The sequence below is a fragment of the Streptomyces liliiviolaceus genome (assembly GCF_018070025.1).
Classification (GTDB): domain Bacteria; phylum Actinomycetota; class Actinomycetes; order Streptomycetales; family Streptomycetaceae; genus Streptomyces; species Streptomyces liliiviolaceus.
In genome coordinates this window covers 1,119,489-1,143,617 of the sequence record NZ_JAGPYQ010000002.1, presented here as the reverse complement: position 1 = coordinate 1,143,617, position 24,129 = coordinate 1,119,489, and the positions used below count along the sequence as shown (strand labels likewise).

General features: G+C 69.5%; 23 protein-coding genes and 1 pseudogene. 22 read left to right on the top strand and 2 right to left on the bottom strand.

The genetic code is table 11. From position 1 onward, the window contains the following. Positions 1 to 43: 43 nt before the first annotated feature. The 5 genes from dop to prcA all read left to right on the top strand — a co-directional run bounded on the left by dop (position 44) and on the right by prcA (position 4,168). A complete protein-coding gene (dop, locus tag J8N05_RS40440; protein ID WP_366783649.1) occupies positions 44 to 1,555 on the top strand; it encodes a depupylase/deamidase Dop in 1,512 nt (503 codons plus the stop codon). A gap of 156 nt (positions 1,556 to 1,711) precedes the next feature. Further along, positions 1,712 to 1,927 carry a ubiquitin-like protein Pup gene (locus J8N05_RS40435; protein WP_210892065.1) on the top strand — a complete coding sequence of 72 codons (216 nt, stop codon included), beginning with the start codon at positions 1,712 to 1,714 and terminating at the stop codon, positions 1,925 to 1,927. A 47-nt stretch (positions 1,928 to 1,974) separates the two neighbouring features. Beyond that, positions 1,975 to 2,568 (top strand): endonuclease VII domain-containing protein, encoded by a 594-nt coding sequence (locus J8N05_RS40430; RefSeq protein WP_384273889.1) that lies wholly within the window; start codon positions 1,975 to 1,977, stop codon positions 2,566 to 2,568. Next, a complete protein-coding gene (gene prcB, locus J8N05_RS40425; protein ID WP_210892063.1) occupies positions 2,520 to 3,365 on the top strand; it encodes a proteasome subunit beta in 846 nt (281 codons plus the stop codon). The genes J8N05_RS40430 and prcB overlap by 49 nt, the downstream gene beginning before the upstream one ends. Positions 3,366 to 3,421: 56 nt before the next feature. After that, positions 3,422 to 4,168, top strand: a complete 747-nt coding sequence (prcA, locus tag J8N05_RS40420) for a proteasome subunit alpha (protein ID WP_210892061.1) — start codon at positions 3,422 to 3,424, stop codon at positions 4,166 to 4,168. Positions 4,169 to 4,456: 288 nt separating this feature from the next. Here prcA and J8N05_RS40415 read toward each other — a convergent pair whose 3' ends face one another. Beyond that, positions 4,457 to 5,473: a LacI family DNA-binding transcriptional regulator gene (locus tag J8N05_RS40415; RefSeq protein WP_210892059.1), complete on the bottom strand. Its 1,017-nt coding sequence runs from the start codon at positions 5,471 to 5,473 to the stop codon at positions 4,457 to 4,459. A 143-nt stretch (positions 5,474 to 5,616) separates the two neighbouring features. Between J8N05_RS40415 and J8N05_RS40410 the strand changes: the two are divergent. The 17 genes and pseudogenes from J8N05_RS40410 (at position 5,617) to J8N05_RS40330 (ending at position 23,148) form a co-directional block, all read left to right on the top strand. After that, positions 5,617 to 6,875, top strand: a pseudogene (locus tag J8N05_RS40410) (MFS transporter). 9 nt (positions 6,876 to 6,884) lie between these two features. Then, complete coding sequence (gene pafA, locus J8N05_RS40405; protein ID WP_149512755.1) at positions 6,885 to 8,246, top strand: Pup--protein ligase; 1,362 nt, start codon at positions 6,885 to 6,887, stop codon at positions 8,244 to 8,246. Positions 8,247 to 8,419: 173 nt separating this feature from the next. Next, entirely contained in the window at positions 8,420 to 9,433 is a 1,014-nt protein-coding gene (locus J8N05_RS40400) for an FKBP-type peptidyl-prolyl cis-trans isomerase (protein WP_210892057.1), read from the top strand. A 51-nt stretch (positions 9,434 to 9,484) separates the two neighbouring features. Continuing rightward, positions 9,485 to 9,856, top strand: coding sequence for an FKBP-type peptidyl-prolyl cis-trans isomerase (locus tag J8N05_RS40395; protein WP_210892055.1), 372 nt, complete (start codon positions 9,485 to 9,487; stop codon positions 9,854 to 9,856). A 163-nt stretch (positions 9,857 to 10,019) separates the two neighbouring features. Beyond that, positions 10,020 to 10,973, top strand: a complete 954-nt coding sequence (locus J8N05_RS40390) for a helix-turn-helix transcriptional regulator (RefSeq protein ID WP_210892053.1) — start codon at positions 10,020 to 10,022, stop codon at positions 10,971 to 10,973. A gap of 15 nt (positions 10,974 to 10,988) precedes the next feature. Then, positions 10,989 to 12,122, top strand: coding sequence for a helix-turn-helix transcriptional regulator (locus J8N05_RS40385; RefSeq protein ID WP_210892052.1), 1,134 nt, complete (start codon positions 10,989 to 10,991; stop codon positions 12,120 to 12,122). A gap of 11 nt (positions 12,123 to 12,133) precedes the next feature. Next, positions 12,134 to 12,421 carry a hypothetical protein gene (locus J8N05_RS40380; RefSeq protein WP_210892050.1) on the top strand — a complete coding sequence of 96 codons (288 nt, stop codon included), beginning with the start codon at positions 12,134 to 12,136 and terminating at the stop codon, positions 12,419 to 12,421. A gap of 9 nt (positions 12,422 to 12,430) precedes the next feature. Further along, entirely contained in the window at positions 12,431 to 12,625 is a 195-nt protein-coding gene (locus tag J8N05_RS40375; RefSeq protein ID WP_210892048.1) for a hypothetical protein, read from the top strand. 237 nt (positions 12,626 to 12,862) lie between these two features. Continuing rightward, positions 12,863 to 13,147, top strand: a complete 285-nt coding sequence (gene tatA / locus J8N05_RS40370) for a Sec-independent protein translocase subunit TatA (protein ID WP_107019846.1) — start codon at positions 12,863 to 12,865, stop codon at positions 13,145 to 13,147. A gap of 47 nt (positions 13,148 to 13,194) precedes the next feature. After that, on the top strand, positions 13,195 to 14,151 hold the full coding sequence (gene tatC, locus J8N05_RS40365) for a twin-arginine translocase subunit TatC (RefSeq protein ID WP_210892046.1): 957 nt from the start codon (positions 13,195 to 13,197) through the stop codon (positions 14,149 to 14,151). A 30-nt stretch (positions 14,152 to 14,181) separates the two neighbouring features. Next, positions 14,182 to 15,072 carry a diacylglycerol kinase gene (locus J8N05_RS40360; protein ID WP_210892044.1) on the top strand — a complete coding sequence of 297 codons (891 nt, stop codon included), beginning with the start codon at positions 14,182 to 14,184 and terminating at the stop codon, positions 15,070 to 15,072. A gap of 93 nt (positions 15,073 to 15,165) precedes the next feature. Then, positions 15,166 to 18,027 (top strand): DEAD/DEAH box helicase, encoded by a 2,862-nt coding sequence (locus tag J8N05_RS40355; protein ID WP_210892042.1) that lies wholly within the window; start codon positions 15,166 to 15,168, stop codon positions 18,025 to 18,027. Positions 18,028 to 18,409: 382 nt separating this feature from the next. After that, complete coding sequence (locus J8N05_RS40350; RefSeq protein ID WP_210892040.1) at positions 18,410 to 20,014, top strand: sensor histidine kinase; 1,605 nt, start codon at positions 18,410 to 18,412, stop codon at positions 20,012 to 20,014. Next, positions 20,011 to 20,418, top strand: coding sequence for a roadblock/LC7 domain-containing protein (locus J8N05_RS40345; RefSeq protein WP_107019841.1), 408 nt, complete (start codon positions 20,011 to 20,013; stop codon positions 20,416 to 20,418). The genes J8N05_RS40350 and J8N05_RS40345 overlap by 4 nt, the downstream gene beginning before the upstream one ends. Beyond that, entirely contained in the window at positions 20,415 to 20,855 is a 441-nt protein-coding gene (locus tag J8N05_RS40340; protein ID WP_210892038.1) for a DUF742 domain-containing protein, read from the top strand. The genes J8N05_RS40345 and J8N05_RS40340 overlap by 4 nt, the downstream gene beginning before the upstream one ends. After that, complete coding sequence (locus tag J8N05_RS40335; RefSeq protein ID WP_210892036.1) at positions 20,836 to 21,450, top strand: GTP-binding protein; 615 nt, start codon at positions 20,836 to 20,838, stop codon at positions 21,448 to 21,450. Before J8N05_RS40340 ends, J8N05_RS40335 begins: the two co-directional genes overlap by 20 nt. Before the next feature lie 255 nt (positions 21,451 to 21,705). Continuing rightward, on the top strand, positions 21,706 to 23,148 hold the full coding sequence (locus J8N05_RS40330; protein ID WP_247706885.1) for a cytochrome P450: 1,443 nt from the start codon (positions 21,706 to 21,708) through the stop codon (positions 23,146 to 23,148). Here J8N05_RS40330 and J8N05_RS40325 read toward each other — a convergent pair. After that, positions 23,142 to 24,098, bottom strand: a complete 957-nt coding sequence (locus J8N05_RS40325) for an RluA family pseudouridine synthase (protein ID WP_210892032.1) — start codon at positions 24,096 to 24,098, stop codon at positions 23,142 to 23,144. The genes J8N05_RS40330 and J8N05_RS40325 overlap by 7 nt on opposite strands. Between the last annotated feature and the right edge of the window lie 31 nt (positions 24,099 to 24,129).

Sequence of the window (24,129 nt, the reverse complement as noted above, 5' to 3'; positions counted from 1 at the left end):
GCGGCGTCCCCGACCGAGGACGCCGCCGGGCAAGGAGGGCCGCATGACCGTACGGCGAGTAATGGGCATCGAGACGGAGTACGGGATCTCCGTCCCCGGCCACCCCAACGCCAATGCCATGCTCACCTCGTCCCAGATCGTCAACGCCTACGCGGCGGCGATGCACCGGGCCCGGCGGGCCCGCTGGGACTTCGAGGAGGAGAACCCGCTGCGGGACGCGCGGGGCTTCGACCTCGCCCGCGAAGCCGCCGACTCCAGTCAGCTCACCGACGAGGACATCGGCCTCGCCAACGTCATCCTCACCAACGGGGCACGGCTGTACGTCGACCACGCACACCCCGAATACAGCTCCCCCGAAGTGACCAACCCGCTGGACGCCGTCCTGTGGGACAAGGCCGGCGAACGCATCATGGCCGAAGCCGCCGAGCGCGCCGCCCAGCTCCCCGGCGCCCAGCCGATCCACCTCTACAAGAACAACACCGACAACAAGGGCGCCTCCTACGGCACGCACGAGAACTACCTGATGAAGCGGGAGACCCCCTTCTCGGACATCGTGCGCCACCTCACCCCGTTCTTCGTCTCCCGTCAGGTCGTCACCGGAGCGGGCCGAGTCGGCATCGGTCAGGACGGACACGAACACGGCTTCCAGCTCAGCCAGCGCGCCGACTACTTCGAGGTCGAGGTGGGCCTCGAAACCACCCTCAAGCGCCCCATCATCAACACCCGCGACGAGCCGCACGCGGACGCCGAGAAATACCGCCGCCTGCACGTGATCATCGGCGACGCCAACCTCTCCGAGATCTCGACCTACCTCAAGCTCGGCACCACCGCCCTCGTCCTGTCCATGATCGAGGACGGCTTCATCGCCGTGGACCTCGCCGTCGACCAGCCGGTGCGCACCCTGCACCAGGTCTCGCACGACCCCACCCTCAAGCGACTGATCACCCTCCGCAGCGGCCGGACCCTCACCGCGGTCCAGCTCCAGATGGAGTACTTCGAACTGGCGCGCAAGTACGTCGAGGAGCGCTACGGGGCCGACGCGGACGAGCAGACCAAGGACGTGCTGACCCGCTGGGAGGACGTCCTGGGCCGGCTGGAGACCGACCCGATGAGCCTGTCCGGCGAGCTGGACTGGGTGGCCAAGCGAGAGCTCATGGAGGGCTACCGCCGCCGTGACAACCTCGACTGGGACGCCGCCCGGCTGCACCTGGTCGACCTCCAGTACGCCGACGTACGGGCCGACAAGGGCCTCTACAACCGCCTGGTGGCCCGTGGTCGCATCAAGCGACTGCTGGACGAGACGGGCGTCGAGCGGGCCGAGACGAAGCCGCCGGAGGACACCCGCGCGTACTTCCGCGGACGCTGCCTCGAACAGTACGCGGACGACGTCGCGGCGGCCTCCTGGGACTCCGTGATCTTCGATCTGCCGGGCCGGGACTCGCTCCAGCGCGTTCCAACCCTGGAGCCGCTTCGCGGAACGCGTAATCACGTGAAAGAGCTTCTCGACCGCTGTCGGACGGCAGAAGACCTGGTCAAGGTCCTGTCGGGCAACTGAAACGACCACCAGGCCGATCCGGCCCGACAGGGTGGAAAAGCCGCAGTCCGGGAATCATCGAGGTGGTTCCCGGACGTTGTGGCAACTGTGGGGCCGATGTCGGACCCTGCTTGTAGGGTCTGATCAAGAACGTCGAAACCGAGCGGGGTGAGGGTTATGGCGACCAAGGACACCGGCGGCGGACAGCAGAAGGCGACGCGCGAGACCGAGCAGGTCGAGGAAGCGCCCGAGGTACAGGCATCCGAGGACCTCAAGGAGCGCCAGGAGAAACTGAGCGACGACGTGGACTCCGTCCTGGACGAGATTGATGATGTCCTTGAGGAGAACGCAGAGGACTTCGTGCGCTCCTTCGTGCAAAAAGGCGGACAGTAGGTCGCTTGACCTTCGAATCGAAGGCTTGTGGCCAACGGGGGATTCAAGTGCAAGAACAGCAAGGTGTGAAGAGTTGTCCGCGGTGCAAGAAAGTAAAGCCGCGGGCAGCCTTCGCAAGTAACAAGGCGATGCGTGATGGGCTTCAGGTCTATTGCCGAGAATGCGTGGCGGCGTACCACCAAGCACGGCAGGTAGCCAAGGGCCGTAACGTTCGACCGCGAGTGGATGTACCCGCTGGTCACAAGTACTGCCGTACGTGCCACAAGGCCAAACCGCACAGTGAGTGGACACGCAACAGCAGCGCTTCGGATGGTTTGGCGACGCTCTGCAAGTCATGTAAGGCGAAGAAAGGGCGCGCAGGCCACCTGAAGCGCCACTACGGCATGACCGAAGCCGAGCGTGACGAGATGGTCGCCTCTCAGAAGGGGCTCTGCGTGATCTGCCTGAAAGCTCCGGCCGTTCATGTGGATCACTGCCACGAGACGGGTAGGGTCCGTGGCGTACTGTGCTTCAACTGCAATTCGGCCATCGGCAAGTTGGGAGATGATCCCGACGCAGTTCGTCGGGCTGCCGCCTACTTGGAGGGATCCTCGTGGAAGCCAACACTCGTAGCACCGGGCGTCTACCAGCTGCCTTCCTGACGCCTGGGTCGTCGTCCTTCATGGACTTCCTGTCCGACCATCAGCCGGAGATGCTCCCGGGCAAGCGGCAGCTGCCGCCCACGCAGGGAGTCATCGAGGCCCCGCACGGCACGACCATCGTCGCCGTCACCTTCGCCGGCGGTGTCGTCCTCGCCGGTGACCGGCGGGCCACGATGGGCAATGTCATCGCGCAGCGGGACATCGAGAAGGTGTTCCCGGCGGACGAGTACTCGGCCGTCGGTATCGCCGGTACGGCAGGCCTGGCCGTCGAGATGGTGAAGCTGTTCCAGCTCGAACTGGAGCACTTCGAGAAGGTGGAGGGCACCACGCTCTCCCTGGAGGGCAAGGCGAACCGCCTGTCCACGATGATCCGTTCGAACCTCGGCATGGCCATGCAGGGCCTCGCCGTGGTCCCGCTCTTCGCCGGTTTCGACGTCGACCGCGACAAGGGCCGCATCTTCTCCTACGACGTGACGGGCGGCCGTTCCGAGGAACACGGCTTCGCGGCGACGGGCTCCGGCTCGCTCTTCGCGCGCGGTGCCATGAAGAAGCTGTTCCACAAGGATCTGACGGAGGAGCAGGCCACGACGCTCGTCGTGCAGGCGCTGTACGACGCGGCAGACGACGACTCGGCGACCGGTGGTCCCGATGTCGCCCGCCGGATCTACCCGATCGTCACCGTGATCACCGAGGACGGCTTCCGCCGGCTCACGGACGAGGACTCCTCCGACATCGCTCGCGCGATCATCGAGCGGCGCCTGGAGCAGCCCGACGGTCCGCGTGCCGCGCTGCTCTAGCGGCGGCCCGTTTTCCAGGTGATCCAGGTACTTCCACAGAAAGGGACGGATAGCCGGTGTCGACGCCGTTCTATGTATCACCCCAGCAGGCCATGGCCGACCGGGCGGAATACGCCCGCAAGGGCATCGCCCGTGGTCGCAGCCTCGTTGTGCTGCAGTTCGCCGACGGCATCGTGTTCGTCGGCGAGAACCCGTCCCGTGCGCTGCACAAGTTCAGTGAGATCTATGACCGGATCGGCTTCGCGGCCGCCGGCAAGTACAACGAGTACGAGAATCTGCGGATCGGCGGTGTGCGCTATGCCGACCTGCGGGGTTACACGTACGACCGTGACGATGTGACCGCCCGTGGTCTGGCGAACGTCTATGCCCAGACGCTGGGCACGATCTTCTCGTCGGCGGCGGAGAAGCCGTACGAGGTCGAGCTGGTGGTCGCCGAGGTGGGGGAGACCCCCGAGGGCGACCAGATCTACCGGCTGCCGCACGACGGTTCGATCGTGGACGAGCACGGGTCGGTGGCGGTCGGCGGCAACGCCGAGACGATCAGTACGTATCTCGATCAGCGGCACGAGGACGGGATGTCCTTGGCCGAGGCGCTCAAGCTGGCCGTTCAGGCGTTGTCGCGTGACACGAACGGCAGTGAGCGGGAGATTCCGGCGGAGCGGCTGGAAGTGGCCGTGCTGGACCGGACGCGTCCGCAGCAGCGGAAGTTCAAGCGGATTGTGGGGCGGCAGCTCGGGCGGTTGCTGGAGGAGGGTGGGGCGTCCACCGCGGCGGAGGCGGAGGATCCTGACGACGAGGAGTGACCTCCTCGGTCTCCGTGGCCTTCTCGACCTTCTTGGCTCATGCGTGCCCCTGGCCTCTTTCCGGCCGGGGGCACGTGGTGTTGTGCGGGCCCGGTGGGGGCTGGTCGCGCAGTTCCCCGCGCCCCTGAAAGACGAAGGACTGCGCAGTTCCCCGCGCCCCTGAAAAGCGACAAGACTGCGCCGTTCCCCGCGCCCCTGGAAGCCAAAGACAAAAGACTGCGCCGTTCCCCGCGCCCCTGACAGGCCAAGGGCTGCGGCGTTCTCCGCGTCCCAAAGAAACCGTGGCCCCTACGCGTCCCCCGGGCGGGTCGTGGAGCCTCTGACGATCAGGGTGACCGGGATGTCCTCGGGGGTGGGGGTGCGGGTGTCCAGGACGGCCAGGAGGGCTTGCATGCCGCGTTCGCCGAAGAGCTCGGCGTCCAGGCGGACCGTGGTCAGTTCGGGGTCGAGGGCGGTGGCGAGGGCCAGGTCGTCGAGGCCGGTGACGGAGAGGTCGTCGGGGATGCGCAGGCCGAGGCGGCGGGCGGCCTTGTAGGCGCCGGCGGCGAGTTTGTCGTCGTCGCAGACGAGGGCCGTGGGGCGGGGGCCGGGGGCGGAGAGAGCGGCTTCCGCGGCGGCCCGGGCGGCGTCGATGGAGATCGGGGCGGAGGCCGTGCGCAGTTCGGTGCCGGGGACGGCGGCCAGGCGTTCGGCGAGTTCGCGGGCGCGAATGTCGAAGGTCCAGGACGGGATGTCGGCCGCGAGGTGCAGGAAGCGGCGGTGGCCCAGGGCCAGGAGGTGTTCCGCGGCCTGTCGGACGCCGTCGCGGATGTCGAGGTTGACGGTGGCCGCGCCGGTGCTGCCGGCGGGGTCGCTGTCGAGCATGACGAGGGGGAGCTGGTCGCCGCGGATGGCGGTGAGGGCGTCGGCGGCCATGGAGGAGGCGATGACGCCGTCGAGGGCGGCCTGTGCGGAGGCGAAGGGGTCGCGGGCCGGGCCGATGCCTTCGGGGGAGGGGTAGAGCAGTACGCCGAATCCGTGTGCGGCGGCGACGCGGGCCGCGCCGGTGTACACGCCTGCGAAGAATTCCGTGGTGAGGGCGGGGACCACCAGGAGCACGGTGCGGGTGCTGCCGAGGCGGAGGTTGCGGGCGGCGAGGTTGGGGCGGTAGCCGAGTTCGCGGGCGGCTTCGCGTACGCGTTCGGCGGTGCGTTCGGAGACGCGACCGCGCCATTTGTCGCCCAGCACGAGGGAGACGGCCGCCTGGGAGACTCCGGCGGCCGTGGCGACGTCGCGGCTCGTGGGGCGGGGGCTGCCTGCTGCCACCGTCGACCTGTCTTTCTGCTGGACTCGCGGACAGCGCACATGGTACGTATGACGAGCGACGTTATACGTAAAACCTCCGGCGTTGGCGACAGCACGGACACGACGGCCGGACTCGACAGCCGGATGGGACAGAGGGGCGGGACATGGCCGCGGGGTATCTGGAGATCCTCCGGACGAGACATGCCGGACGGCTGCTCGCGGGCACGTTGGTGGGTCGGCTGCCGAACGCCGCGGGTGCCATCGCCGTCGTGCTCTTCGTGCGCGCCGAGGGCGGCAGCTACAGCCTGGCCGGGGCGCTCACCGCGGTCTACGGGGTGTCCAACGCCGTGGGGCAGCCGCTGCTCGGCCGTCTCGTGGACCTGTACGGGCAGCCGCGGGTCCAGTTGCCCGCCGCGCTCGTCTCCGCCCTGGGGATGACCGTGTTCGCCCTCACAGGGCTGCAGTCGCTGCCGCTCGCGTACGTCCTGATGGTGGTCGCCGGCTTCTTCACGCCGCCGCTGGAGGGCGGTCTGCGGGCGCTGTGGCCGTCGGTCCTGCGCAAGGAGGGTCAGGTGCACACGGCGTACGCGATGGACGCCGTGGCGCAGGAAGTCATGTTCACCGTCGGGCCGTTGCTGGTGACTCTGTGCGTGTCTCTTTGGTCCGCGCAGGCGGCGCTGGTCGTCATCAATGTCATCGGTGTCCTGGGTGCCCTCTCCGTAGTGGTGTCGGGGCCCTCGCGCGCGTGGCGTTCGGCGCCGCGGGAGGCGCACTGGCTCGGCGCGTTGCGCTCGCGCGGGCTCATCGCGCTGCTGGGGGCGTTCCTTTTCGTGGGGATGGCGCTCGGTTCCATCACGGTCGCGGGTGTGTCGTACGCGGACGGCCACGGGGGTGACGCGACGTACGGCTGGCTGATGGCGGCGCTCGGGCTCGGTGCGCTCGTCGGGGGGACGGTCTACGGGGCGCGGCAGTGGAGTGGTGCGCCGGAACGGCGGCTGCGGGTGCTGGTGGCGCTTCTGGCGCTGTGTTACCTGCCGCTGATGCTGATGCCGGGTGCGGTGGCGATGACGGGTCTTGTGGCGCTCGCGGGTGTCTTCCTGGCGCCGTGCATCGCCTGTGCGTTCATCATCGTCGACCGGCATGCGCCGAGGGGGACGGTCACCGAGGCGTTCTCGTGGCTGGTGACGACGTTCACCGTGGGGGCGTCGGTCGGAACGGGTCTCGCGGGGCCGGTCGTCGAGTGGGGCGGAGCGGTGCGGGGCTTCGCCGTACCGGGGGTGGCGGGGGGTGCCGCGCTGCTGGTTCTGCTGGCCACGGGGCGGGTCCTCGCAGCTACGGGCGGCGGTGCGGTGGTGGAGTCAAGTTCGGAAATGATCGAAACGTAGGAGCCGAACCCCGTTTCAGCACAGCCCATCAGGCGTAATGTTCAGTCATGGACCGCCGCATTTTCGGGCTGGAGAACGAGTACGGCGTCACGTGTACGTTCAGGGGACAGCGGCGCCTGTCTCCCGACGAGGTGGCGCGGTACCTCTTCCGCCGTGTCGTGTCATGGGGCCGCAGCAGCAATGTCTTTCTGCGAAACGGTGCCCGCCTCTATCTAGACGTGGGATCACATCCGGAATATGCCACTCCCGAATGTGACAACCTGACGGAACTCGTCACCCACGACAAGGCCGGCGAACGCATTCTGGAAGGACTCCTGGTAGACGCGGAACGACGCCTGCACGAGGAAGGAATCGCGGGCGACGTCTACCTCTTCAAGAACAACACCGACTCGGCGGGCAACTCCTACGGCTGCCACGAGAACTATCTGGTGGCCCGTCACGGGGAGTTCTCCCGGCTCGCGGACATTCTCATTCCGTTCCTCGTCACGAGGCAGCTCCTCTGCGGTGCCGGAAAGGTGCTGCAGACCCCGCGGGGCGCGGTGTACTGCGTCAGTCAGCGGGCGGAGCACATCTGGGAGGGCGTCTCCTCGGCGACGACCCGTTCCCGGCCGATCATCAACACCAGGGACGAACCGCACGCGGACGCGGAGCGCTACCGCAGGCTGCATGTCATCGTGGGTGACTCGAACATGTCCGAGACGACCATGCTTCTCAAGGTCGGTGCCACCGATCTCGTGCTGCGCATGATCGAGGCGGGCACGGTGATGCGTGACCTGACGCTGGAGAACCCGATCCGGGCGATCCGCGAGGTCAGCCATGACATCACGGGCCGCCGCAAGGTGCGTCTGGCCAGTGGCCGGGAGGCGTCCGCGCTGGAGGTGCAGCGCGAGTACTACGAGAAGGCCGTGGACTTCGTGGAGCGCCGGGGCATCCGTACGGGTGTCGTGGACCAGGTTCTGGAGCTGTGGGGCCGCACGCTGGATTCGATCGAGTCCGAGGACCTCGACCGGATCGGTACCGAGATCGACTGGGTGATGAAGTACAAGCTCATCGAGCGGTATCGCGCCAAGCACAACATGACGATGTCGCATCCGCGCGTCGCCCAGATAGACCTCGCCTACCACGACATCCACCGTCGTCGGGGTCTCTACTATCTGCTGGAGAAGCGGGGTCAGGCCGCGAGGATCTGCAACGACCTGAAGATCTTCGAGGGCAAGTCGGTGCCGCCGCAGACCACTCGGGCCCGGCTGCGGGGTGACTTCATCCGGCGTGCGCAGGAGCAGCGCCGTGATTTCACCGTCGACTGGGTGCATCTGAAGCTCAACGACCAGGCGCAGCGCACGGTGTTGTGCAAGGACCCGTTCCGGTCCGTCGACGATCGTGTGGAGAAGCTGATCGCCGGTATGTAGGAGTTCGCCGGTAGGGCAGGGGTCCTGCGCACCTCGGGTGTGCAGGGCCCCTGCCATGTGCCGTGTTACGTCCTCCGTATGTCTCGATCGGTACGGTCGGTTCCGCCTGCCCCGGCCCGGTGGTGCGAGGGCCTAGAGTGGCCGGACCCCATTCGAGCGACCTGAGGATCGATGTGCGACGCCGACTTGCTGCTCTCCTGATCGTGCCTGCCCTGGCGCTGACCGCGTCCGCCTGCGGAAGTGACGACGACAAGGGCGACAAGGACAAGGCCGATCCGTCGGCGTCGTCCTCCGCGTCCAATGCCGCTGCGCCGAAGCCGGTGGACTCGGCGTCGCCGATGCCCGCGGTGAAGGGTGCCTTCGGTAAGAAGGCGACGATCGAGGTGCCCAAGGGCGACCCGACCGACAAGTTCGTGGTGCACACGGTCTCCGAGGGTGACGGCTCGGTGGTGAAGAAGGACGACCTGGTGTCCATGAACTTCACCGGGAAGGTCTGGAAGAGCGGCAAGGACCTCGGTTCCTCGTACCAGGAGGGCGGGGCGCCGCAGTTGATCACGGCGGGTTCGGAGACGGTCATTCCGGCGTTCTCGCAGGCTCTGGTGGGTCAGAAGGAGGGCAGCCGCGTTCTGGTGGTGGCGCCGCCGGCCGCCGGTTTCGGCAGTCAGGGCAACCAGCAGGCGGGGGTCTCGGGCACGGACACGCTGGTGTTCGCGCTGGACGTGGGTGATGTCGTCCCGAACAAGGTCGAGGGCAAGCAGGCCGCGATCCCGTCGGACCTGCCGCAGATCAAGGCGGACGACGAGGCGCCGGCCACGATCTCCGTACCGAAGAACGACCCGCCGGCCAAGCTCGTCGACCAGGTCCTGATCAAGGGCAAGGGCGCCGAGGTGAAGAGCGGTCAGTCGGTCACCATGCAGTACAGCGGTGCCGCGTGGAAGCTCAACGAGGGCAAGGCGAAGGCGACTCTCTTCGACTCGTCGTGGAAGACCGGTCAGCCCTTCAGCACCGTCATCGGTCAGGGTCAGGTCATCGCGGGCTGGGACAAGGGGCTCGTCGGCAAGCATGTGGGTGACCGGGTCCTGCTGGTGATTCCGCCGGCGCAGGCGTACGGCGACGAGGCCAAGGGCGAGGAGCTGCCGGCCAAGTCCACCCTGGTGTTCGTGGTCGACATCCTGGCCGCGAGCTGAGGATGACAGACTGTCCGGGTTGTCCCACCGAGAACGAGCAGGAGCACTGACGTGAGCATCGAGAAGCCCGAGATCGACTTCCCGGGCGGCGAGCCCCCCAAGGACCTCGAAGTCAAGGACATCTGGGAGGGTGACGGCCCGGTGGCCAAGGCGGGCGACACCGTCTCGGTCCACTACGTCGGTGTGGCCTTCTCCACCGGCGAGGAGTTCGACGCGTCCTGGAACCGGGGTACGCCGCTGCAGTTCAAGCTGGGCGTCGGTCAGGTCATCGCGGGCTGGGACCAGGGTGTGCAGGGCATGAAGGTCGGCGGTCGCCGCCAGCTGATCATTCCCGCGGACCTCGCGTACGGCGACCGCGGTGCGGGTGGCCGTATCGGTCCCGGCGAGACGCTGATCTTCGTCTGTGACCTCGTAGGGGTCTGACGGTCCGATTTTCGTAGGTCGTATTTCATAGGTCGCGTGATCGCTGTCCGACTGGATTCGATCACTTGGGGTCCATGCCTGCCCGGGCATGGACCCTCGGCTTTTGCCACGACACCCCGGGGCGGTACGGTCATCGGTCGGAAGCACCATAGGAAGGGCGTCGATGGCCATTGCCAAGGCAGAGCGGCTGATGAACCTGGCGCTGTGTCTGCTCGGGACGCGGCGACCGCTCAGCAAGCGCGAACTCCGTGAGTCCATCGAGGCCTATCTGGAGGCCGGCTCGGACGACTCCTTCAACCGGATGTTCGAGCGGGACAAGGACGATCTGCGCGAACTCGGCCTGGTCATCGAGACGGTGGAGAACCTCGACGGCGAGGTCGGTTATCTGGCCCGCCGCGACAGCAACCGGCTGCCGCCCATCACGCTGGACGCCGAGGAGGCCGCGGCCCTCGGGCTGGCCGCCAAGGTCTGGCAGCAGGCCCGGCTCGCGGGCGCGGCGAGCGGCGCCCTGCAGAAGCTGCGCGCCGCGGGCCTGCCCGAGGGCGTCGACCCGTACGAGGCCCATGGGGCGCTGGAGCCGCGCATCCCCGTGCACGAGGCGGCCTTCGAGCCGCTGATGCTCGCCTGCCGCGACCGGCGTCCCGTCACCTTCGACTACCGCAAGGCGAGCGCGGCCCGCCCCGGGCCCCGCCATGTGGAGCCCTGGGCCCTGGAGTGCTGGCGCGGCCACTGGTACCTGGCCGGCTGGGACCGCGACCGCGGGGCCGAGCGCGTCTTCCGGCTGTCCCGGATCACCGGCAAGGTCCGTACGCGCAGTGGCAAGTACACGGCGGAGGTGCCCGACGTCGTCACCGTGCGGGAGACCGTCGCGGGCTGGGCGGGGGACATCACCGACCGCTCCGCGCTGATCCGGCTGCGGACGGGCTCGGGATACCCGCTGCGCGCCAAGGCGGCGTCCGTACGGGAACTCGGTGACGGGTGGGACGAGTTGGAGGTTCCGTACGGGCACGGTCTGGACGCCTGGCTGGTGGAGTTCGGGCCCGACGTGGTGGTCCTGGAGCCGGCCGAGCTGCGGGCCGACGTCGTGGACCGGCTGCGCGCTGTGGCCAAGGGCTGAGGGGGACGTAGGAAAGTGGCGGGAAAACCGGCCAGGCCCACGAACGCGATCGACCAGACGCGGCGGATGCTGTCCCTGGTGACGTATCTGCGCGAGCGCCCCGGCGCGCGGATCGAGGACGTGGCGCGGGCCTTCGGGATCACCGAGGACGAGCTGATCTCCGACCTCGACGTGCTGCCGCTGTGCGGGACCAGTTTCCGCGGCGGCGACCTGCTCGACATCGACACCGACGGCGACCGGATCTGGTGGCACAACCCCGACGACGTCGCGGAGCCGCTGCGGATCGCCGCGGACGAGGCGACCGCGCTGCTCGTGGCCGCGCGGGCCGTGTCGACCCTGCCGGGACTGCGCGAGGGCGACCGGCAGGCGCTGCTGCGGGCCACCGCCAAGGTGGAGGCCGCCTCCGGCGAGGCCGCGGGCGCGAGCTCCCGGCTGTCGGTCACCTTCGAGGCGGAGGGCGGGGTCTTCGCGGACGTCGACCGGGCCATCTCCGAGCGGCGACGGCTGTGGATCCGCTACTACTCGCCGTCGCGGGACGAGCTGAGCGAGCGCGAGATCGACCCGATCCGCCTGGTCAGCGTCGGGCACACGTACGTGGAGGCCTGGTGCCGGCGCTCGGAGGCCCGGCGCACCTTCCGGCTCGACCGGGTCGCCGAGATCAAGATCCTCGACGAGCCGTCCGCGCCGCCCGAGATCGAGCTGCGGGACCTCTCGGAGGGGCTGGTGCAGCCGGCCGCCGAGGACCCCGAGGTGGTCGTGGAGGTCGGCCCCGGCGGACGCTGGGTCGCCGAGTACTACCCCCACGACAGCGCCGAGGAGCTGCCGGACGGCGGGCTGCGCATCACGCTGCGCACCCCGGACCCGGCGTCGCTGCGCCGTCTGGCACTGCGGCTCGGGCGCGACGGCCGGATCGTCTCGCCGCCGGAGGTCGCCGACAGCGCCCGCCGCGCGGCGCGTGAGGCGCTCGCGGCCTACGACGGACCACTGGACGCGTACGACGCCGGGAGCGGGCCGCAGGCCCGACCACAGGCGCCCCGCGACGGTGTCACGGACGCTCCCTCCGGTGGTGACGGGGGAGTGCGGGACCCGCAGGGCGGGTCGCACGGAGTTCATGACGGGCTGTACGGCAGGCAGGAGCAAGGGCTGTGAGCGGGTCGGCAATGTCTGGTGCGAGTGAGATGTCCGTGGCGTCCGCGTTCTCCGGGATGACGAGAGTGGACCCCGTGCTGTTCAAGGCCGCGTGCCCGGACTGCCGGGGCGGCTTCGAGCTGGCCGCGAGCGCCCTGCGCCTGGTCGTCGGCGCCACACATCGGACCACTTTCTACTCCTTCACCTGCCCGCAGTGCCGCGCGTCGGTGCGCAAACCGGCCGGGGAGCGCATCGTCGAACTGCTCACCGGGGGCGGGGTGCGGGCCCTGCGTCTGCAGGGGACGGGCCGGGGGGCATAGGGTCGAGCCATGTTCTGGCCGATGTTCGCGATCGCTGTGGGTTTCCTGGGAATCACCGTGCTCGGCGTGCTCGCCGTGCGTGTCTTCCTGGAGGCGGAACGGCTGGGCAGGCAGGTCGACGAATCCGCACGCCGGATCAGCCGCGCGGCCGAGGACCTGGAGCACGCGTCCGTCGGAGTGGCCCGTTCCGCGGACGCCCTCTGAGCCGTCCTGTGCGGGGGCTTTGAGTCACTCTGACCTGTCAAGTTCGCAGGGTCGGCAGGTACGCTGCAGGTCGCGGACCGGAAAGTGAGGCGCCGACCGCGAACTGGGAGTACGCACAGGGATTGCCTCGCGTTCACCCCTGAGCGTTACGATCGCTGCCAGCGCGACCCTCGGACAGACGTCCGACCGGTCGGGCAGCAACCCAACCACGCCGCCTCGGTGAGAAGGTAAAAGCTTATGTTCGGAAGGCTCGGCGCTCCCGAGATCATTCTCATCCTCGTCGTCGTCATCCTGCTGTTCGGCGCGAAGAAGCTTCCCGACATGGCCCGCTCCCTGGGCAAGTCCGCCCGCATCCTCAAGAGCGAGGCCAAGGCGATGAAGAGCGAGGGCAAGGACGACGCCGCCGCCCCGGCCGCGCCGCCCCAGGACGACCAGCAGCCCCACCGCACCATCCAGGCCGCGCCCGGTGACGTGACCAGCTCCCGCCCGGTCACCGAGCCCACGGACACGACCAAGCGCTGACGCAGGGCCGGTGACCGCCGGCCCCCTGCACGAGATGGGAACGTGGGTTGCTGAAGTCTGTCCGTCAGAAGGAAGAGAAGGATCCGGAGGGGCGGATGCCCCTCGCGGAACACCTTCGCGAGCTCCGCAACCGGCTCGCGAAGGCGATGCTGGCCATCGTCCTCGTGACGATCGTCGCCGCCTTCTTCTACAACGACATCATCAACTTCTTCACTGAGCCGATCCTCAAAGAGGTCGGCTGCGACAAGACCTTCCAGCAGCTGGCGAAGTCGTCGTCCGACGACCCCTGCGCACAGATCACGATCAACGGTCTGCTGACGCCCTTCACGCTGGCCCTGAAGGTGTCGCTGATGGCCGGTGTCGTGCTGGCCTCGCCGGTGTGGCTGTACCAGCTCTGGGCGTTCGTCGCGCCGGGCCTGCACCGCAGCGAGAAGAAGTACGCGTACGCGTTCGTCGCGTCGGGTGTCCCGCTCTTCCTCGGTGGCGCCTTCTTCGCCTACAAGGTGCTTCCCACCACCGCGAAGGTCCTGATCGAGTTCACCCCGTTCGGCGTCGACAACCTGCTGCCGCTGGACGACCTGCTCGACCTCGTGACCCGCATGGTCGTCGTCTTCGGTCTCTCCTTCGAGCTCCCGCTGCTCCTGGTGATGCTCAACATGACCGGCGTGATCACCGGCAGGCGCATGGCCGGCTGGTGGCGCGGCATGATCATGGGCATCACCGTCTTCGCCGCCGTCGCCACGCCGAGCACGGACCCGCTGACGATGCTGGCGCTCGCCGGACCCATCTGGATCCTGTACTTCGGGGCCACCGCCTTCTCCCTGCTGAACGACCGCCGCAGGGACCGTCGCGAGGCCGAGGGGCCCGACGACGACGAGGCCTCCGAACTCGACCTCACCCCCGAGGACATCGGCGACATCGAACCCGTGACGGCCAACCGCGCGCTGCCCGCGCAGCCGGACGGCGAGCGGGAGCGGATCAACGGTTACGACGACGTGACCTGAGCATGGCGCCGACCTTGTAGGGTCCGGGCCGTGACCAGCGAGATCACCCTCTTCGTCAATCCCACCGCGGGACGCGGCCGGGGCGCCCGCGCGGCGCAGCCGGCCGCTTCGGCTCTGAGGGCCGCGGGCTTCTCCGTGCGTACGGTCCTCGGTGAGAACGCCCGGGAGGCCCTCACACGCGCGCGTGCCGCCGTGGCGGCCGGTACAGACGCCCTGGTGGCCGTCGGGGGCGACGGCATGGCCGGCCTCGCCCTGCAGGCCGTCGCGGGCACGGACACGCCTCTGGGACTGGTCGCCGTCGGTACCGGCAACGACTTCGCGCGGGCGCTGGGACTGCCCGTACGGGATCCGGCGGCCGCGGGACGGACGGTCGCCGAGGCGCTCAAGGGCGCCCGGGTGCGCGACGTCGACCTCGGGCGGGTGGGCGGCACATGGTTCGGCACGGTCCTCGCCTCCGGGTTCGACTCGCGGGTCAACGACCGCGGCAACCGCATGCGTTGGCCCAGCGGCCGGTTCAGGTACGACCTCGCGATGCTCGCCGAACTCGCCGCCTTCACGCCCTTCCCGTACCGCATCACGCTGGACGACGGCGAGGTCCGGGAGACCGAGGCGACGCTGGTGGCCGTCGGCAACGGGCCCTCCTACGGAGGCGGCATGCGGATCTGCGCGGACGCGGACCTCACCGACGGGCTCTTCGACATCACCGTGGTCGGCCCGTGCAGCCGCGCCTCGCTGCTCCGGGTCTTCCCCCAGGTCTACAAGGGCACCCACCTGAACCACCCCATGGTCACCACCCACCGGGCCACGAAGATCGAACTGGCCGCGGACGACATCACGGCCTACGCGGACGGCGAACGCCTGGGCCCCCTGCCGCTGACGGCGGAATGCGTACGGGGAGCCGTGCGCGTCGCGGGGCCGTGAGGGCCCCGGGAGGCGGCGGAGAAGCCTTCGGGAGCGGGGCGGACACACCGGACGGAACCGGGCGGGGGCGGATCCGCGTGCTCCGATCGGATAATGATCGTCCTGTTGTCAGTGGTGGCCGGTAGTCTCGAAAGCACGATGACAGACGACCTCTCACCGGCCGAGCGGTACGCGGCAGCACGGAAGCGCGCTGTCGAGCAGGCCACCGCGCTCGCGGGCTTCCGCGAGATGTACGACTTCGGCCTCGACCCCTTCCAGATCGAGGCCTGTAAAGCTCTTGAAGGGGGCAAAGGAGTCCTGGTGGCCGCGCCCACCGGCTCGGGCAAGACGATCGTGGGCGAGTTCGCCGTCCATCTCGCCCTCCGACAGGGCAAGAAGTGCTTCTACACGACACCCATCAAGGCCCTGTCGAACCAGAAGTACGCGGACCTGTCCCGCCGTTACGGCGCGGACAAGGTGGGCCTCCTGACCGGCGACAACAGCGTCAACAGCGATGCCCCGGTGGTCGTGATGACCACCGAGGTGCTGCGCAACATGCTGTACGCGGGCTCGCAGACCCTCCTGGGCCTCGGGTACGTCGTCATGGACGAGGTGCACTACCTCTCGGACCGCTTCCGCGGCGCCGTGTGGGAGGAAGTGATCATCCACCTCCCCGAGTCGGTCACGCTGGTGTCGCTGTCGGCGACCGTGTCGAACGCGGAGGAGTTCGGGGACTGGCTCGACACCGTGCGCGGCGACACCGAGGTGATCGTCTCCGAGCACCGGCCCGTCCCGCTGTTCCAGCACGTGCTCGGCGGCCGGCGGATGTACGACCTCTTCGAGGAGGGCGAGGGCCACAAGAAGGCCGTCAACCCCGACCTCACGCGCCTGGCGCGCATGGAGGCCAGCCGTCCGTCGTACCAGGACCGCAAGCGCGGCCGCGCGATGCGCGACGCCGACCGGGAGCGCGAGCGCAGACAGCGTTCCCGGGTGTGGACGCCGGGCCGGCCCGAGGTCATCGAGCGGCTCGACTCCGAAGGGCTGCTGCCCGCCATCACGTTCATCTTCAGCCGCGCGGCCTGCGAGGCCGCCGTCCAGCAGTGCCTGTACGCGGGCCTGCGGCTGAACGACGAGGACGCCCGGGAACGGGTGCGTGCCCTCGTCGAGGAGCGCACGGCGTCCATCCCGGACGAGGACCTGCACGTCCTCGGCTACTACGAGTGGCTGGAAGGCCTGGAGCGCGGCATCGCGGCCCACCACGCGGGCATGCTGCCGACGTTCAAGGAGGTCGTCGAGGAACTGTTCGTACGCGGCCTGGTGAAGGCCGTGTTCGCCACCGAGACCCTCGCGCTGGGCATCAACATGCCCGCCCGTTCGGTGGTCCTGGAAAAGCTCGTCAAGTGGAACGGCGAGCAGCACGCGGACATCACCCCCGGTGAGTACACCCAGCTCACCGGGCGGGCCGGCCGCCGTGGCATCGATGTCGAGGGCCACGCGGTGGTGCTGTGGCAGCGCGGGATGAACCCCGACCACCTCGCGGGGCTCGCCGGCACGCGCACGTACCCGCTGCGTTCCAGCTTCAAGCCGTCGTACAACATGGCGGTCAACCTCGTCGAGCAGTTCGGGCGGCACCGCTCGCGCGAGCTGCTTGAGACGTCCTTCGCGCAGTTCCAGGCCGACAAGTCGGTCGTCGGGATCTCCCGCCAGGTGCAGCGCAACGAGGAGGGACTTGAGGGCTACAAGGAGTCGATGACCTGCCACCTCGGGGACTTCGACGAGTACGCGCGACTGCGGCGCGAGCTGAAGGACCGCGAGACCGAGCTGGCCAAGCAGGGCGCCTCCCAGCGGCGCGCCGAGGCGGCTGTCGCACTGGAGAAGCTCAAGCCGGGCGACATCATCCATGTGCCCACCGGCAAGTTCGCGGGGCTCGCGCTGGTCCTGGACCCGGGGCTGCCCGCGGGCCGGTCCAACGGCCACCGCGGCTTCGAGCAGCACGACGGGCCCCGCCCGCTCGTGCTCACCGCCGAGCGGCAGGTCAAGCGGCTCGCGTCGATGGACTTCCCGGTGCCCGTGGAGGCCCTGGAGCGGATGCGCATCCCGAAGTCGTTCAACGCGCGCTCACCGCAGTCGCGCCGCGATCTGGCCTCCGCGCTGCGCACCAAGGCCGGGCACATCGTGCCCGACCGGCACCGCAAGAAGCGCGCCGAGGCCGCCGACGACCGCGAGATCGCCCGGCTGCGGACCGCCATCCGGGCCCACCCCTGCCACGGGTGCAGCGACCGTGAGGACCACGCCCGCTGGGCCGAGCGCTACCACCGGCTGCGGCGCGACACCGCGCAGCTGGAGCAGCGCATCGAGGGCCGGACGAACACCATCGCCCGTACCTTCGACCGCATCGTGGCGCTGCTCACCGAGATGGACTACCTGCGGGCCGACGAGGTCACCGAGCACGGCAAGCGGCTCGCCCGGTTGTACGGCGAGATGGACCTGCTCTCCAGCGAATGCCTGCGCGAGGGCGTGTGGGAGGGCCTGGGGCCGGCCGAACTGGCCGCGTGCGTCTCGGCGCTGGTGTACGAGTCCCGGGTCGGCGACGACGCGATGGCGCCCAAGCTGCCGTCCGGCAGGGCGAAGGCCGCACTGGGCGAGATGGTCCGCATCTGGGGTCGCCTCGACGCCCTGGAGGAGGACTTCCGCATCACCCAGACCGAGGGCGTGGGCCAGCGCGAGCCCGACCTGGGCTTCGCCTGGGCGGCGCACGAGTGGGCGTCGGGCAAGGGCCTCGACGAGGTGCTGCGCGAGGCGGAGATGCCCGCCGGTGACTTCGTGCGCTGGTGCAAGCAGGTCATCGACGTGCTCGGGCAGATCTCGGCGGCGGCACCGACGTCGTCCGCCGCGAGTTCGACGGTGGCGAAGAACGCCCGTAAGGCGGTCGACCAACTACTGCGCGGAGTGGTGGCGTACTCGTCGGTGGGCTGAGACGCCGCGGGCACGAGACGCCGAAGACGCCGAGCGACCGGACGGACCCGGGGCCCTTCTGCTGTGAGGGTGCCCGGGTCCGGGCATGTTCCGTAGTGGCGTGAAAGCCCCCATCACCCCTTCTGATGAGGGGCTTTCGCATGCCCGTACGCAGTGACTCTAGGTGTTCGTTCGGATGCGTGGCGTGTAAATGGGGCTGAGCGTACTCCTGTTGCGAGGGCGATTTCAGGTGGTTGCTGAATATGACACAGCGATGATCCGGTCGGACTAAGCTCGCCCGCAGCGCACCGAGTTGAGATGAATTCGTGCGCTTGTTCCCCCAAGTTCTGAAGATCCAGATACCTCCCCCCGACCTCCAGTCGACCTGTCTCAGAGGGCATACATGGTGAGTGTTCAATTGCCTCCCGGTGGCCGTGACGTTCCCTACGCGCGCGTGCTGCTGCTGCCGGCCATAGTGATGGCCGCCGCGACCGGCACCGCCGTCGCCCTGGTGACGCAGCCGGCTCGCGCGGCCGTCGGCTGGTGCGGAGCCGTCGCGACCCTGCTCGTGATCGCCACAGCGGCGGAAGCGGTCCGGCGCGGCCGGGTCATCCGCGCTGCGCGGGCCGAACTCGCCCGCCGCACGGAATCCATGGAACGGCGCGTCTCCCTGCACGACGCCGAGATCGACCATCTCCGCGAGCACCTGCTGCCCACCGTGCTCAAGGCGATGCGCGGCGGCCGCTCCCCCCAGGAGACGGTCCGGCGGCTCATCGACAACGACCCCGCCCAGCGGAACATCCCCCGCTCCCAGCGCGCGCTCCTGATCGAACTGCTGCGGATCATCGACAACGAGGAACTGCAGCGCGAGGCCGCGCAGCGCTCCTTCGTCAACATCGCCCGCCGCGTGCAGGCGATCGTCCACCAGCAGAACGTGGAACTCCGCGAGATGGAGGAGGACCACGGGCGCAACCCCGAGGTCTTCGACGACCTGCTGCGCATCGACCACGGCACCGCGCTGATCGGCCGCCTCGCCGACTCCATCGCCGTGCTCGGCGGCGGCCGCCCCGGCCGCCAGTGGCCCGCGCCCGTCCCGCTGTACAGCGTGCTGCGCGGTGCCATGTCCCGCATCCTGGAGTACCGGCGCATCGAGCTGCACTCCATCGCCAAGGTGAGCGTCGACGGCATCCACGTCGAGCCGGTCATCCACGCCGCCGCCGAACTCCTCGACAACGCCACGCGCTACTCGCCGCCGCACACCAAGGTCCACGTCACCGCCGTGGAGGTGCAGACCGGTGTGGCCATCGAGATCGAGGACGCCGGAGTCAGCCTCAGCGAGGAGGCCCGCACCCGGGCCGAGCGGATGCTCGCGCAGGCGGCGAAGGGCCCCGACCTCAACCAGCTCGGCGAGGACCCCCGGCTCGGCCTCGCCGTCGTCGGCCGCCTCATGGACATGTACGACATGCAGGTCTCCCTGCGCCAGTCCGCGTACGGCGGCGTACGCGCGGTCCTCGTCGTACCGCGCAAGCTGCTCACCGAGGACAACGCCCCCGGTCTCGCCCACGGCATCGGCGCGGCGGCCGTGCCCAAGGTCGACTTCGACGGCGTCGAGGGCCCCCAGCGCGTCGAGAAGAAGCGCCGCCCCACCACCGGACCCCGTACCTCCAAGCCGGACGAGATGGAGGACGACGTCCCCGAGGTCACCGAGTGGACGGCCAACGGACTGCCGCAGCGCCGCAGCCGGGTCACGGTCCCCTACAGCCAGCGGGTGAAGGAGGCCAGGGCCGCCGCCGCGGAGGCCGAGGCCGCGCGCAAGGAGGGCCGCCCCGTCATCGACTGGACCCGGTCGTCCACCCAGGTGCCCAAGAAGAAGGAAGAGAAGGAACCCGGGCTGTGGGTCGAGGCGTTCATGGCCGGCCTCAAAGGCGACGGCGACCAGCAGCAGACGCCCGGAGCGACGAACAGTCCGGCCCGCACCGAGGCCGACGACGAGGGGGACCTCAAGTGATCCAGCAGCGCGCCAATTTCGACTGGATGCTCAAGGAGCTGTCCGACGGGGTGTACGGCACCCGGCAGGTGGTCGTCCTCTCCGCCGACGGTCTGCGCATCGCCCGGTACGGCGGCGACCCCGACGCCGCCGACCGCATCGCCGCGGCCTGCGCCGGCCTGCAGAGCCTCGCCGGGGCCGTCGCCACCGAGATCCCCGACACCGACGGCAAGATGCGCATGGTCATCATCGAGATGGAGGGCGGCTACTTCTACATGATGGCCGCGGGCCCCAACGCCTATCTCGCGGTGCTGGCGGAGGCCCACGTCGACGCCGGACTCATGAGCGCGCGGATGCGTGACCTCGTCGTCCGGATCGGCGCGCACCTCACGAGTCCGCCCCGGCGGAACGGGCAGACCGTATGAGCCCTCCCCAACGACGCCGCCGCCTGCCCAGGGCGGCGCCCAAACCGAAACCCGCGCCCCCGCCGGAAGGGCCCGGCGGACACGCAGGCCCGGGCGGGCAGGACCGGCCCCGCGAGCCGGAACGGCTGTATGTCGTCACCGGCCAGGTCGGGGGCGGCGACCGTGCCGAACTCGACCTGGTGACCTTAGTCGTGGCGTGCGCCGACGCCCCGCCCACCGCCCAGCCGGAACAGTCGGCGCTGCTCCGGCTCTGCCAGGCCCCCATGTCCGTGGCCGAGGTCTCGGCCTATCTCAATCTGCCGTTCAGCGTGGTGACCGTACTGCTGACCGAGTTGCTGACGGCCGAACTGGTACAGGTGCGCGCTCCGATCGTCCGCGCGGAGCTGCCCGACCGATCCCTTCTCGAAGCGGTGATGCATGGACTTCAAAAGCTCTGACACCGTCCCGGGGCCCCGCGCCGAGGACCACCTCCCGCACACGGCGACCGCCGCGGTGAAGATCGTGATCGTGGGCGGCTTCGGGGTCGGCAAGACGACGATGGTGGGTTCCGTCAGCGAGATCAGGCCGCTGACCACCGAAGAGACCATGACGCAGGCCGGCATCGGGGTCGACGACAACTACGGCTCCGACACGAAGACGGCGACCACCGTCGCGATGGACTTCGGCCGCATCAGCATCACCGAACAGCTGGTGCTGTACCTGTTCGGTACCCCCGGACAGGAGCGCTTCTGGTTCCTGTGGAACGGCCTGTTCGAGGGCGCCCTGGGCGCGGTCGTCCTGGTCGACACCCGGCGCCTGGAGGTCAGCTTCGACGTCATCGGCCGGCTGGAGGAGCGCGGCGTGCCGTTCGTCGTCGCCGTCAACGACTTCCCGGACGGGCCGCGTTACCCGATGGCGGACCTGCGGGCGGCGCTCGACCTGTCCGAGGAGATTCCCATGATGACGTGCGACGCGCGGCGGCGGGCTTCCAGCCGGGACGTGCTGATGACGTTGATGCGGTTTCTGCACTCGATGGCCATGGCCTCGGCGTAGGCACTCCGCTGCGGGCGCCGTGGTGATCTGCGGGCCCGTGGGGGCTGGTCGCGCCCACGCGGCGGAGCCGCAGATCGACACAGCCCCGCGCCCCTGAAGACGAGGCTGCGCCCCTGCCTTCAGCCTGCCGCGCCCCGGTCATCCAGCCTGCCGCCGCATCCGTTCGCCCGACATCCCCGACCCCGGCTCAACCCCTTCCCGAAAGCGATCACCGTGACGCCTGAATCTCATTCTCTGACCGATACGGACGACCCCATGGCCGGGCCGCCGCCGGGCTGTCCGGCCCATGGCACCGGGCCCGGCGGGCTGCGCCGGCTGTACGGGCCCGACGCGCAGGATCTGGCGGGGCTGTACGAGAAGCTGCGCGCCGAGCACGGCGCCGTGGCGCCCGTGCTGCTCCACAACGACGTGCCCATCTGGATGGTGCTCGGACACGGCGAGAACCTCCACATGATCAGCAACCCCTCGGTCTACACCCGTGACAGCCGTATCTGGACCCCGCTCCTGGACGGCACGGCGGGTCCCGACCACCCGCTGATGCCGCTCATCACCTGGCAGCCCATCTGCTCCCACGCCGAGGGCGACGAGCACCAGCGGCTGCGCGGCTCGGTGATGGGCGCCATGTCGACCATCAACTCCCGTGACCTGCGCCGCCACATCAACCACTGGACGCAGGAGCTGGTCAACCACTTCTGCCACCGCGGCACCGCCGACCTGGTCTCCCAGTTCGCCGAACATCTGCCGATGGCCGTGCTGTGCGAGATCCTCGGCATGCCCGAGGAGTACGACGACCGGATGGTGCAGGCCACCCGCGACCTCCTCAAGGGCACCGAGACCGCGATCGCCAGCAACGAGTACGTCATGAGCGTGCTGATGCGGCTCACGGTCCGCCGCCGGGCCGAGCCCGCCGAGGACTTCACCAGCCACCTCATCAACCACCCGGCCGGGCTCACCGACGAGGAGGTGGGCCAGCATCTGCGGGTCGTCCTCCTCGCCGCGTACGAGGCCACGGCGAACCTCCTGGCCAACGTGCTGCGCGTGGTGCTCACCGACCCTGGCTTCCGCGCCCAGCTCAACGGCGGCCAGATGACGGTGCCCCAGGCGGTGGAGCAGTCCCTGTGGAACGAGCCGCCGTTCAGCAACGTCCTCGGCTACTTCGCCAAGCAGGACACGGAGCTGGGTGGGCAGCGCATCCGCAAGGGCGACGGGCTGCTCCTCGGGATGGCGGCGGGCAACGTCGACCCGCACGTCCGCCCGGACCTCAAGGCGAACATGATGGGCAATCGCTCGCACCTCGCCTTCGGCGGCGGCCCGCACGAGTGCCCCGGCCAGGACATCGGCCGTGCCATCGCGGACGTCGGCGTCGACGCGCTCCTCAAGCGGCTCCCGGACGTCCAGCTCTCCGTGGACGAGGGCGACCTGACATGGACCGCTTCGATCTCCTCGCGGCACCTGGCGGAACTGCCGGTCGTGTTCGCCCCCGCCTCGCCGCAGGACGTCATGGAGCGGCCCGGCGTCAGCGAGGTGCCCCGCCCGCGCCCCGACTGGGACCTCTCCGACCCGTCCCCGGACGCCGCCCCGGTGCCGCGTCCCACGATCGACCTGCCGGAGCCCCCGGCCGCCGACCCGGCCACCGGTCCGGAAGGACAGCGGCTCGGCGCCTGGCAGCGCTTCGTGCGCTGGTGGCGCGGCTACTGAGCCCGGCCGTCACCGGCCCAGTCGTCGTACGCGGACCAGGCCAGGAGGGTCCGCCCGCTGCGGAACGAATGGCTGCGCTCCGTGACCGGATCGGTGAACTCCAGCACCCGGGCCAGCAGTTGGAGCGGACGCCGGAAGTCACCGGCCGGCACGGGGCCGGTGACCACCGGATACAGCGGGTCGCCGAGGATCGGCACACCCAACGCGCTCATGTGCACCCGCAGTTGATGGGTCTGCCCGGTGTGCGGCAGCAGCCGGTAGCGGGCCCGGTCCTCTTGGTGCTCCATCAGCTCGACGCGGGTCTCGGCGTTCGGCTCGCCCGGCACCTCCTGTGCGGCGAGCACCCCCCGCTCCTTCAGGATCCGGCTGCGGACCGTCACGGGCAGGTCCAGCGCCGGTGCGTACGCCGCCACCGCCTCGTACTCCTTGCGTACGAGCCGGTCGCGGAACAGCGACTGATACGCGCCCCGTTCCTCGGGGCGCACGGTGAACAGCACCAGCCCGGCGGTGAGCCGGTCGAGCCGGTGCGCGGCGCCCAGCGCCGGTACCCCGAGTTCCCGCCGCAGCCGTGCGAGGACCGTCTCGGTGACATGACTGCCCCGGGGAGTCGTGGCGATGAAGTGCGGTTTGTCGGCGACCACGATGTGCTCGTCGCGGAAGACGACCTCGACGGGGAACGGCACCCGCTCCTCGTCGGGGAGTTCGCGGTGGAACCACACGAACATCCCCGGCGCGTAGACCGTGGCCGTCGTCACCGGCCGCCCGTCCGCGTCCACGATCTCTCCGGCGGCGAGCATCCCGTCGACCACCGGGGCCCGCGACCCGAACCGCTCCGCCAGGTACTCCCGTACGGTGCTCCAGGCCCCGTCGGCAGGCAGCCGCACCCGCACCGGATCGACCCCTTCGCGCTGGGGCAGGGGAGAGGGCGGAATCCTGCTTTTGCGTCTCACCTGGTCAGCGTACGCAGAGGTGCTGCCTTCA